Annotated in this window: 8 protein-coding genes; all 8 read left to right on the top strand. The window is 37.2% G+C overall.

Features of this window, described 5'->3' with window-relative positions; all coding sequences use genetic code 11:
- Positions 1-1172: 1172 nt before the first annotated feature.
- The 8 genes from PKC55_RS09380 to hutH all read left to right on the top strand — a co-directional run bounded on the left by PKC55_RS09380 (position 1173) and on the right by hutH (position 12353).
- Positions 1173-4031, top strand: a complete 2859-nt coding sequence (locus tag PKC55_RS09380) for a triple tyrosine motif-containing protein (RefSeq protein ID WP_291124064.1) — start codon at positions 1173-1175, stop codon at positions 4029-4031.
- Between the two features lie 181 nt (positions 4032-4212).
- Complete coding sequence (hutU, locus tag PKC55_RS09375; protein ID WP_291124062.1) at positions 4213-6201, top strand: urocanate hydratase; 1989 nt, start codon at positions 4213-4215, stop codon at positions 6199-6201.
- A complete protein-coding gene (locus tag PKC55_RS09370; protein ID WP_291124060.1) occupies positions 6201-7013 on the top strand; it encodes a hypothetical protein in 813 nt (270 codons plus the stop codon). The genes hutU and PKC55_RS09370 overlap by 1 nt, the downstream gene beginning before the upstream one ends.
- A 112-nt stretch (positions 7014-7125) precedes the next feature.
- Positions 7126-8028, top strand: coding sequence for a glutamate formimidoyltransferase (gene ftcD / locus PKC55_RS09365; protein WP_324372802.1), 903 nt, complete (start codon positions 7126-7128; stop codon positions 8026-8028).
- Positions 8029-8122: 94 nt separating this feature from the next.
- The gene (gene hutI / locus PKC55_RS09360; RefSeq protein ID WP_291124058.1) at positions 8123-9370 is read left to right on the top strand and encodes an imidazolonepropionase; all 1248 of its coding nucleotides are present in this window, start codon (positions 8123-8125) and stop codon (positions 9368-9370) included.
- 236 nt (positions 9371-9606) lie between these two features.
- Positions 9607-10203 carry a transglycosylase domain-containing protein gene (locus PKC55_RS09355; RefSeq protein WP_291124056.1) on the top strand — a complete coding sequence of 199 codons (597 nt, stop codon included), beginning with the start codon at positions 9607-9609 and terminating at the stop codon, positions 10201-10203.
- 19 nt (positions 10204-10222) lie between these two features.
- Complete coding sequence (locus PKC55_RS09350; protein WP_291124054.1) at positions 10223-10846, top strand: cyclodeaminase/cyclohydrolase family protein; 624 nt, start codon at positions 10223-10225, stop codon at positions 10844-10846.
- A gap of 4 nt (positions 10847-10850) precedes the next feature.
- Positions 10851-12353: a histidine ammonia-lyase gene (hutH, locus tag PKC55_RS09345; RefSeq protein ID WP_324372798.1), complete on the top strand. Its 1503-nt coding sequence runs from the start codon at positions 10851-10853 to the stop codon at positions 12351-12353.
- Positions 12354-12530 lie beyond the last annotated feature (177 nt).

Genomic DNA, 12530 nt, shown 5'->3' with positions numbered 1-12530 from the left:
TCGTATTTTTCTAGAGTCTTGTATATAGACTTATGCTATCGGTAAATAAGTTCTCTAGTAAAATTAGGTAAATTGTATTTATCTTATGATATAATGAAATAAGTTTGTTTGTTTTTCTCACTCTTATGCAATCGGTTAATGTTTTTCATACTAGATTTTCGTTAGCCATGTCTATAAGGTTTTTTGTTTAGTTACAATGAGTTAAATATATAAGAATCATAACCTCTTTATTCTTTCAGTAAAAGGGCGGCTTCTTTTCCCTTGAAAACCAAAAGGCTTAAATATTTACGATTCTGTATCATTTGATTATGAAAATTTTAAACTGTTTGAGAACAATTCAGGAAAAAACATCCTTCATATTTGCTAGGTCTCTATAAAATTTTATATATAAAAATATGTATTCTGGGAATTGGTATTTATAAATAAGGTAATTAGATTAATTGGAAAACGGTATAAAGGATAATCTTCTTCTCTCCTTTTACCACATAGATATTCTTAAATTATTCTACCATGATCAGATTTAGGATTAAGTTAACATGTAAGAGAAATAGGTAACTCTTGTTTTTATTTGTTAACACAAAAATAGGGTTGATGTTTTTGTTTTTACATATTTTCACTACAACAAAAACTCAAAAAAGAACTAAATTAAACACTACATCAGTACTACACATAAAATATAATTATCTATATATAAGATATATATAAAATTTAATAAGATTTGTATAATTTCCACATAGATCAAAAAAGTATATCCAAGTCGTCCGAAAATAATATAAATAATAACTCCTTGCCCAATTTTAAAAATCTAAAATAGTAGTAGTATTAGAAATATATTGGTTATTTTTCTAATCGATTTAAGCTAAATATATAGCACTTTCACTACTACAAACAGAAGATATATCATCTGTATATCAAACCATTAAAACAAAAAAAAACTTTACACCCATTTTTTATAATTATATTTGTATATTTGATACCAATAGGAATATAAATGTAGAGATCCAGAAGAAAACATTAACGTCATATGATATCAACTGCCCATTTGAAATTTCGATAGTTAACCATATTTTATAAAAAAATATAACAATAAAAATTAAATTCAAATATATAAGAGGATTTATCTAGTAGTAGCACAACTCGATTGATCATATGATAAACACATCGTTGGGAAAATGAATAAACACATATTATCTTTTATATTTTCAGTAATAATTGGAGTATCACTGATTGTTCCTGCACATTCCACGTCTATCTGGCAGCGTAAAATCACAAATTATGAACGAAGCCAATACAAAGCCGGATTTCAGAACTGGATGATAACACAATCTGACAAAGGATGGATATATTCGGCAAACTCAAATGGCTTGTTAGAGTTCGATGGAGTAAACTGGACATCATATCCAATAAGAAATAATGTGATACGGATTATTAAAATTATTGATAACAATATATATATTGGCGGGAGTTCCGAATTTGGCCTTTTTAAACCAAATGCAATCGGTCAGCTAACATACCGCTCCCTATCAGACAAAACAAAAAATTGGGGAGGAGAAGTTTGGAATATAGAGGATGGGGGAGATGTGATTTACTTTATAAGTGAACGTTATATCCATATATACCATAAAAAGGCAGGAAATGTCAGCATGATAGATTCCGATACAAAAATAGACTGTTCTCTTTTACATGAAGGAACATTGTATCTGGCAACACCTAATGGAATCTTTTATCTAAACTCGAATAACAAACTAACATTACTGGAAGCATCCGAACCATTGAGTGGGCATAAAATTGTAAGTCTATTATCATACAATAAAGATATATTAGTAACATCGGCGAAGAAAGGTTTATATCTGTTAAATAAAAACAACATACAACAAATTAACTCCATAGCTGATAGCTTCATACAGAAGAATCAATTATTTAGCACAGCCATATCAGGATCAAAAATCGCTATTGGATCAGTCCAAAACGGCGTCATCATATTCGACCTAAAAGATCCGTTCTACAAAGAAGAGTTTAATATTAATAATGGCTTAAAAAATAATACAGTTTTAGGGTGTTTTTTTGATAGTAACCAAAACTTATGGCTCGGACTTGATAAAGGGATAAGCTATATAAGCCTCAACTCTCCCATCAGGCCATTATTTGCAACAGTATCACCGATCGGCACAGGATACAGTAGCGCCATGTACAATAATGAACTATATTTTGGGACTAACCAGGCTCTTTATAAGCTCGATAAAGATAATCGCTATCAATTAATAAAAGGCTCGGAAGGGCAAATCTGGTCTACCAACATAATAGATAATACACTCTTTAGTTCGGGGGATAATGGTATAATGGTAATAACCCCCACAGAGACGTACAAAATAGACCTTTTGGGAGCTTGGGAAACTCATGCCCTAAGTGAAGACAAGAATAAGCTTATGGTTGCCACCTATTCGGGATTCTGTATTCTGAAGAGAGAAAATGGACGTTGGATGTTTTCACATAAAATTCCCGAATTTAGAGACTCATTCCGAGGATTTATAGAAGATGACGAGCCCTATAATTTTTGGGTGGCAAATGCGAATGGTACCATGCGCCGACTAACCTTCGATAAAAATTTTGAGAAAATAATCCGATACAAGACCTATACGCTAAATAATAATGCTTTCGATTCCAATATTATTATCAGAAAGATAGAGAACAATCTGGTTATATGTACCCGCAACGGAATACTCCAATATAGCCGGATAACCGACTCGTTCGATCATTATACACAACTCGAGTTGATGCTGGAAGGACCAAAGTATTATGAATTTCTCTATGTAGATAAATACAAAAATATTTGGTTTGTTGCCGATCGCAATCTAAAAGTTTTACCATATAGCGAAGGTAAATACCAAGAATATATACACAACTGGGGGCTTTCGAACGAACTGATAGACAGCTATGAAAATATAAACATGATCGATCCCGAAACGGCTATTGTAGCCGTCGATAATGCCTTTGCAAGAATAGACATGTCAAGAAAAAATGGTAAATTCTCAACTATAAATACTTACATCCGAGAAATAACTTGTAGTAAAAACGACAGTATCTTAAGCTATGGCAGCAGCGAAAAAAGACTTTCATTGCCATACTCATTAAATTCTATAAAAATAAATTTTGCAGCAACCTTCTACGATCATTCCTCAGATATATTATATAGCTTCAGGCTGAAAGGAATAGATGACGATTGGAGTATCCCCTCGACCAATACTGTTAAAGAATACACAGGTCTTCACGAGGGTAAATATGTTTTCGAGGTAAAAGCATTTATTGATGGCAACCCCGATTCTTCGAGCATTACATCATTTAGTTTTACAGTCCACCCTCCTTGGTACAGATCGGTACTAGCTTATTTGCTTTATTCATTAGCTATAGTGATTTTAATACTTATCATCTATAAAAAAACAATCAGTAAACAAAAGAAAATTATACATCAGAAGGGCGAGGAACTAATTGCTCAAACCAGACGCTATGAAGAAGAAACAAAGCTGAAAGATGAAGCGATATATGAGCTACAAAACGAGAATCTGAAAAATGAATTGAAATATAAGACGCAAGAGCTGAATGGTTATATGCTGAATGTGATCCGTAAAAATGAGATGCTCGAAAATGTGAAACGAAATGCATTAAATATATCCAAAGCCATTGATGAAGAAAAACAAATAAGCACAATCAAACAAAAGGTGATGAGTCTAATCAGCCAGATCAATACCAATATTGAGCATGACACAGACTTCGAAATATTCCAATCAAACTTTGACCTGATACATCAGGATTTCTTCAAGCTACTTGACGAACGGTTCCCTAATTTGACACGCAATGATAAAATACTGTGTGCATACCTCAATATGAACCTTTCCTCGAAGGAAATAGCACCATTGCTCAACATATCTATACGGGGTGTAGAAGTAAACAGATACAGATTACGAAAGAAGATGGATCTGGATAGAGATGTGAATTTATCTGACTTCCTGCAAAGTTTGAAGCAATACGTCTGACATTTTGATAACAACAGGTAGACTAACAGACGCTGAGAATATTCAGACCTATTCGATTTTCACTATTTAACTTACAGATATTGATATTTTGTCGTAAAACATATTGAGAAATATACTCAATATATTTTAGGATAAAAATATAAATCTTATCTTCGAGAGATGTAACCAAGAATCAAACATCATGGACATCAGACTTGATAATAGATTACCCGAATATCCGTCTTTTGTTGAAGGGATACGCCGTGCACCCGATAGAGGCTTTAGGCTCAGTGCTGCTCAGACAATAACAGCACTTAAAAATGCTTTACGATATATTCCCGTCGAATTACATGAAACCTTAGCTCCTGAGTTTCTCAAAGAGCTTAAAACCCGGGGACGCATCTATGGATACCGTTTCCGTCCACAGGGAGACATCTTCCCGAAGTCTATCGACCAATATAAAGGAAACTGTATCGAAGGAAAAGCCTTTCAAGTAATGATAGATAATAACCTTTGCTTCGATATCGCATTATATCCGTACGAGTTGGTTACGTATGGCGAGACAGGGCAAGTTTGTCAAAACTGGATGCAATATCAATTGATAAAAAAGTACCTTGAAGTACTTACGAGGGATCAGACCTTAGTTATTGAGTCCGGACATCCTCTTGGTCTGTTCAAATCGAAGCCTGATGCTCCGCGAGTCATTATCACAAATTCTATGATGGTGGGCATGTTCGACAATCAGGCTGATTGGGAAATTGCTGCGCAGATGGGTGTTGCCAATTATGGACAAATGACAGCCGGAGGATGGATGTATATAGGACCACAAGGTATAGTACATGGTACATTCAATACTCTATTAAATGCCGGACGGAAAAAACTAGGCATTCCTCAAGATAAAAACTTAGCAGGCTATCTGTTTGTTTCGTCAGGCCTGGGAGGCATGAGTGGAGCACAACCCAAGGCTGCCGATATAGCGGGTGCTGTTTCTATTGTAGCGGAAGTAGATCACTCTCGCATCGAAACACGTTTCAGACAAGGATGGGTACATCATATCATATCCGAAGCAAAAGAGGCTTTTGATATGGCTAAACAGGCCCAAAAAGATAAAAAGCCTTGTTCCATAGCTTATCATGGCAATATTATTGATCTGCTGGAGTATGCAGAAATAAATCAAATTCACATAGACCTACTTTCAGATCAGACCTCCTGCCATGCAGTATACGAAGGCGGCTATTGCCCTGTTGGGATATCATTTGAAGAGAGGACAAGATTATTAAAAGAAGATAGGCAAACATTTCACAAGCTAGTAAACGATTCTCTTAGACGTCATTTTGAAGTTATCCGCAAGCTAGTTGCTAAAGGCATATATTTCTTCGATTATGGTAATTCTTTCATGAAAGCAATATACGATTCAGGTATAAAAGAAATATCTAAAAATGGCGTCGACGAAAAAGATGGCTTTATCTGGCCTTCGTATGTGGAAGACATTATGGGACCCGAATTGTTCGATTATGGATATGGACCTTTCCGTTGGGTTTGCCTCAGCGGAAAACATGAAGACCTCATCAAAACAGACCATGCGGCAATGGAATGCATCGACCCTACACGGAGGGGACAAGATAAAGACAATTACGAATGGATCCGCGAAGCTGAAAAAAATCAACTTGTGGTTGGTACACAGGCACGTATCTTATATCAAGATGCGCTGGGAAGAATGAATATTGCCTTACGTTTCAATAAACTGGTTAGGGATGGAGAAGTCGGCCCGATAATGTTGGGGCGCGATCATCATGATGTAAGCGGTACAGATTCTCCTTTTCGGGAAACAGCAAACATAAAAGATGGCAGCAATGTAATGGCAGACATGGCTGTACAATGTTTTGCCGGAAATGCGGCAAGGGGAATGAGCCTCGTTGCGCTTCACAATGGAGGAGGCGTTGGCATTAGCAAAGCTATTAACGGAGGATTTGGATTAGTTTGCGATGGTAGTGAACGAATTGACGAAATTATACGTTCATCTATGTTATGGGACGTGATGGGAGGAGTAGCACGCCGTTCGTGGGCACGAAACGAACATGCAATCGAAACTTGCGAGTCTTTTAATGAGACTCACAACGATGGTTATCACATCACTATACCCTATATTGCAGATGATGAATTAGTAAAGAATATTATAGAAAATAATTAATGAAGAAACTTATCACAATTATACTTCTGCTTTTATCAGCTAATGTTTTTAGTCAGAATATAGACCTAAAAAAGATAGCCGATCAAATTACCGAAGAAGGAAAATACCTTTACCGTCTCGAAATTACAGCATGGCATGGGACAGATATTTTTACAAAAAGCTTCAAAGAGAAAGAGCGGATCGGTGGATATTTCTCCTATATTGATAATGGAACTGCAAAGTGTTTGTTCTTTTCAAGAAGTGCAAATCCAAAAGTAATCGGGGTAGTTTCGTTCGGAGATATCAAAATAGTAGAAACAGCAACTATAGACTTCAAGGAACGAGACTTCAGGGAAGATGAAAAGCAGCTGTTTACTATACGGCAAAAAGCTTTAGCCGAAATACAGGAAGACAGCGTCTTATTCAAGACATATAGCAATACAAACTTCAATCTTATCCCCTATATCCGCAACGGAGAAAAGAGAGTATATGTATTAACCGCTCCAAAGGTTACCGGAGTAATGCTCTTCGGAAACGATTATCTGCTAACGTTTGACGAACAAAACAATGTGAAAGAGAAAAAAGAAATTCACAGGAATCTAATTCCTATCGACTTTGACGGAGGAAAAGAAGCTGTAGTCTCAGTTCACTCTCATGCTCCTGAGACAGGTGACTTTATTACGCCTACTGATATTTGTACGTTGATGCTTTATGCACAGTATGCCGGATGGGACACACATATCGTACTTTCCGACAATTATGTGAGTATATGGGATTGTGATACAGAATCACTTACCTTGGAGACAAGAGCAGATTATGATAAAACGAAATAAGCAGGATAATAAATAAAATTAAAATCTGTCTATCATCATGAGTTACGAAGGTTCTCCAAAAATATCTGCACGCTATAAAAAAGGTAGTAACAAGTCTTAATAAAATAATATCATGAGCTCAAACAAAATCGTTGAATGCGTACCAAATTTTAGCGAAGGACGCGATCTTGAGAAAGTAGAAAAGATTGTAAATGCTTTCCGTGCAAAAGAAGGCGTAAAACTGTTGGACTACAGCACAGACAAAGACCACAATCGTATGGTAGTAACCGTTGTAGGCGAACCAGATGCTCTAAAAAAAGCAGTGATAGAAGCTATAGGCATAGCAGTACAAGTAATAGACCTTAACCACCACAAAGGACAACATCCCCGTATGGGCGCTGTTGATGTAGTTCCTTTCATTCCTATCCGCAATGTAAGTATGGAAGAAGCCGTCAATCTCTCGAAAGAAGTAGGACAGGAAGTCGCAGAACGCTATGGATTGCCGGTATTCCTTTACGAAAAAGCAGCATCTGCTCCTCATCGCGAAAATCTGGCTACAATCCGGAAAGGAGAGTTTGAAGGACTGAAAGAAAAGATGACTCTACCCGAATGGAAGCCCGATTTTGGACCCGATCAGCCACACCCAACAGCCGGAGGTGTTGTTATAGGGGCACGCATGCCGTTGGTAGCATACAATGTAAACCTGAATACCAACAAGCTCGAGATAGCAGACACGATAGCAAAGAAGGTGCGATTTCTAGGTGGTGGATTACGCTTCTGTAAGGCTATGGGTGTGGAACTGACAGAAAGAGGAATCGTACAAGTCTCGATGAACCTGACAGATTTTACTAAAACAGCTATCTACCGTGCCCACGAGTTAGTAAGAATAGAAGCAAATCGCTACGGAGTATCTGTTGTAGGAGCAGAAATCATCGGTCTTGTTCCGATGGATGCCCTGATAGATACGGCAGCTTACTATCTGGGGCTTGAAGATTTTTCGACAAAGCAGGTACTGGAAACACATTTGATGGAGTAGACTTTCCCTGTCATTCTGACCAAAGGGAAGAATCTTTTGTCTCAATAGAGTCGAGATGTTTCGTTACACTCAATATGACAATAATGGATAACACATGAAAAAAGGAAACATCATTATAAAAAATGCAGCACAATTAGTTACTTGTTCCGGCTTTTCGGCAAAGAAGGGAAGAGAAATGTCTAACCTATCGATCATCGAAAACGGATCAATTATTGTCACAGGAGGTATAATCACATTCGTTGGCAAAAGTGCAAATTGCCCTCCGCTGTCAGATTTTCCCGAACATACAATCATTGATGCTACAGGAAAAGCTGTACTCCCCGGATTTGTGGACTCTCATACACATTTTGTTTTCGGAGGCTATCGTGAAGAAGAATTCTCATGGCGTATGCGTGGCGACAGCTATATGTCTATCATGGAGCGTGGAGGAGGTATCCACAATACAATGACAGCAACTCGCAATACTTCTTTTGAAGAACTGAAAGAAGCCGGGCGCAAAAGACTCGACAAAATGTTCGCTATGGGTGTAACCACTGTAGAAGGTAAGAGCGGTTATGGAATGGACAAAGAGACAGAGCTTAAACAACTTGAAGTGATGAAAGCTCTGAACGAAGAGCATCCTATAGATATCGTAAGCACTTTTATGGGAGCACACGCCACACCAGAGGAATATAAAGGCAGAGAAGATGCCTTCTTAGACTACCTGATAAAGGAAGTGATACCTTTAGTAAAGGACAAGAATCTGGCAGAGTGCTGCGACATATTTTGCGAAAAGAATGTATTTGACATACAACAATCACGAAGATACTTAACAGCAGCAAAAAATCTTGGCTTTAAACTAAAAATACATGCAGACGAGATCGTGACACTCGGTGGAGCTGAACTGGCTGTAGAATTAGGTGCATTATCGGCAGACCATCTGCTACAGGCATCAGACAAAGGAATTGCAGATTTAGCAAATAGCAATACTGTCGCTACCTTATTGCCATGCACCGCATTTTCTCTGAAAGAAGATTATGCACGAGGCCGATATATGATAGACACGGGCTGTGCTGTCGCTTTAGCCACAGACCTCAATCCGGGAAGCAGTTTTACGAATTCCATACCTCTTTTATTTGCTTTGGCATGCATTTATATGCAGCTTTCGCCCGAAGAAGCTGTTACTGCGCTCACTATAAACGGGGCGGCAGCTTTGGGAATAGCGGACAAGATTGGTAGTATTGATGTGGGCAAGCAAGGCGATTTAGTGATATTGGAATATCCTTCTTACAAGTTTCTGCCTTACCATATAGGAATGAATATTGTAGAAAAAACAATTAAAAATGGAGTTATTTTTAATTAACAATTAATTTTCGGGCTTAAATTTATCTATTATAGAGTATTTTATATTAAGTTAGAGGGATAAAAAAGTAACAACCGAAAACATCAAAAAACTGTTACTTTTGTTACTTTTTAACAATTAAGCGTTTTACTATGCAGAAACAATAAAATCTATTATAAAAACTATCTTGGTTCTTGTTTTAATATGTTTTATCATACTGCCGGTAAGAGACATTCCATATACTAATGGAAAAGGAAATGACAAAAAGAAAGAAAAACATATTGCTAATAATTTTTATCTTTCCGATAACTATCATTATTGGTATGCTTTATTTTGTCAAACTGGGAGGATACTTTATTCTAAATAAAGCAGAGACAGGCATATATATAAATGATATTAAGAATAGTCCGGAGTTGCCAAATAGATTCTATGAGATATACAATATAATCTATCCGGATGCTTTAGATAACAACGCTTGGGAGCATTTCTTAAATAAAACGTTAGAGAAAAATGATTCCCCGTGTGCATGTGAGAAAGTGATCTCCATAAGCTGGTATCCCCTACACACAAAGACATCTGAAGTAATATTACTCACATCTTTGACAGAAGATTACGCATCGCAAAAAGAGTGCTTGAGATATTATGCCTCAAAATTTGTATTCCCTAATAAAATAATAGGAGTGCGGAATGCTGCTATACAATATTTTCATAAACAAATTTATTTCTTGAGTGATTCAGAGTTTACAGAACTCATATTAATAATGAAAAATCCATTCATTTATAATAAAAAACGCTATCCGAATAGAGTGCGAGCAGACATAAATAATATTCTTAAGAAATTACATAATTCTTAACCTTTTAAATTGTAGTACCATGCTAGTAAACCTATCAGTTAAAGATTTTTTAGCAAAGACAGCAGGAAATGACCCTGTACCCGGAGGAGGTAGCATTGCAGCATTAAATGCAGCAATAGCATCAGCATTGACAGAAATGGTAGCCAATCTTACCATTGGTAAAAAAAAGTATGAAGACAAAGAAGGATTGATGAAAAAAATTGTCGCTATAACAGAAAACTATAGGGCAAGCTTTATGAAAGATATAGATGCCGATTCGGAAGCATACAATAATGTTTTCGCCGCATTCAAACTCCCCAAAGAAACAGACGAAGAGAAAACAGAACGCAACAATCAGATACAGGAAGCAACCAAAATTGCAGCAGAAATACCAATGGAAGTAGCACGCAAAGCCGTGGACATAATGGATGTCATAACACAGGTAGCTGACCAAGGCAATCAGAATGCTATAACGGATGCCTGTGTAGCTATAATGACAGCCCGCACTGCTGCGATAAGTGCTATATTGAATGTAAAAATAAATCTTTCCTCAATCAAAGACATAGAATATGTAGCGCTAATGACACAGGAGGCAAACTACCTGGAGAGCGAAGCCATCATGAAAGAGCAGGAGTTATTGAGTAGAGTAAGTAAAATACTATAAGTTTATGAAGAATGTCTATTATATCGGTTCCGGAGAGTTGGACTTCGAGATCATTGAACAAATAATCAACAAAAACCTTAAACTAGAATTAGCTGCTGATGCTAAAGAACGTATACAAAAGTGCAGGGATTATCTGGATCAAAAAATAGAGTCGCAAAAAACACCGATGTATGGCATTACCACAGGTTTCGGTTCGCTCTGCAACAAGAACATATCTCCGGATGAGCTTACACGTTTGCAGGAGAACCTTGTTAAATCGCATGCTTGCAGCGTAGGTGAAGAAATCTCTCCTGTTATTGTCAAGTTGATGATGCTTCTCAAAGCTCATGCCTTATCATTGGGGTATAGCGGAGTACAAGTTATTACTGTTCAGCGTATAATCGACTTTTTCAATAATGATATTATTCCCATCGTTTGCGATCGTGGTTCACTGGGTGCATCAGGCGATTTAGCGCCACTGGCAAATCTATTCTTACCCCTTATTGGTGTCGGCGACGTTTATTATCAGGGGCGTAAACGTGAAGCGATGAGCGTTCTCGATGAGTTTGGATGGAAGCCAATCCGCCTGATGAGCAAAGAAGGGCTGGCACTGCTGAACGGAACGCAGTTTATGAGTGCGAATGGCGTATTCGCTATGTTGAGAGCATTCAAACTATCTAAAAAAGCGGACTTAATAGCTGCCGTTTCACTCGAAGCTTTTGACGGCTGCCTCGATCCGTTTTTAGATTGCCTCCACCAGATGCGTCCGCATAAAGGACAAATAGAAACCGCCGATAATTTCAGAAAACTACTTGAGGGAAGTGAGCTTATCGCCAGGGAAAAAGATCATGTACAAGACCCTTACTCTTTCAGATGTATTCCTCAGGTACATGGAGCAACAAAAGACGCTATAAGATATGTGGCTTCGGTACTGTTGACAGAGATAAACTCAGTAACGGATAATCCGACCATCTTCCCCGATGAGGATAAAATTATATCAGGAGGAAACTTCCACGGACAACCCCTCGCTATTTCGTACGATTTTTTGGCAATTGCCTTAGCCGAATTAGGAAACATTTCGGAAAGACGTGTAGCCCAACTAATTATGGGACTACGAGGACTACCTGAATTTCTCGTGGCTAATCCGGGTGTAAATTCGGGGTTTATGATACCTCAGTATGCTTCGGCTTCGATGGTTAGCCAGAATAAGATGTATTGTTATGCTGCATCAAGCGACTCTATTGTTTCATCCAATGGACAAGAAGACCACGTGAGTATGGGAGCCAATGCTGCGATTAAGATATTCAAAGTAATGGATAACTTAAATCATATACTCGCCATCGAATTAATGAATGCGGCTCAGGGAATAGATTTTCGCCGTCCTGCAAAAACATCACCTATACTCGAAAACTTCCTGAAAGAGTATCGCAAAGAAGTAGCCTTCGTAAACGACGATATCGTTATGTATAAGGAAATACACAAGACTGTAGCTTTTCTGAATAGAATATCACTTGAGTTTATGGACTGAGAATTTGTCGTTTAATATAAAACCGATAAAAAATATAGTAAAGTAAATATTTGCATTACAGCACTGTCAAGATCAATAAGTTAAAATAACTTCATAAAAATCTCTTTAGTATGTGATTTTTAATTGGAAAGATTGTCTTATTAATATAACATATTACAATCTAATATTTGATACTTA

This window comes from Dysgonomonas sp. (genome assembly GCF_035323175.1).
Taxonomy (GTDB): domain Bacteria; phylum Bacteroidota; class Bacteroidia; order Bacteroidales; family Dysgonomonadaceae; genus Dysgonomonas.
This window is presented reverse-complemented; position numbering and strand designations above follow the sequence as displayed.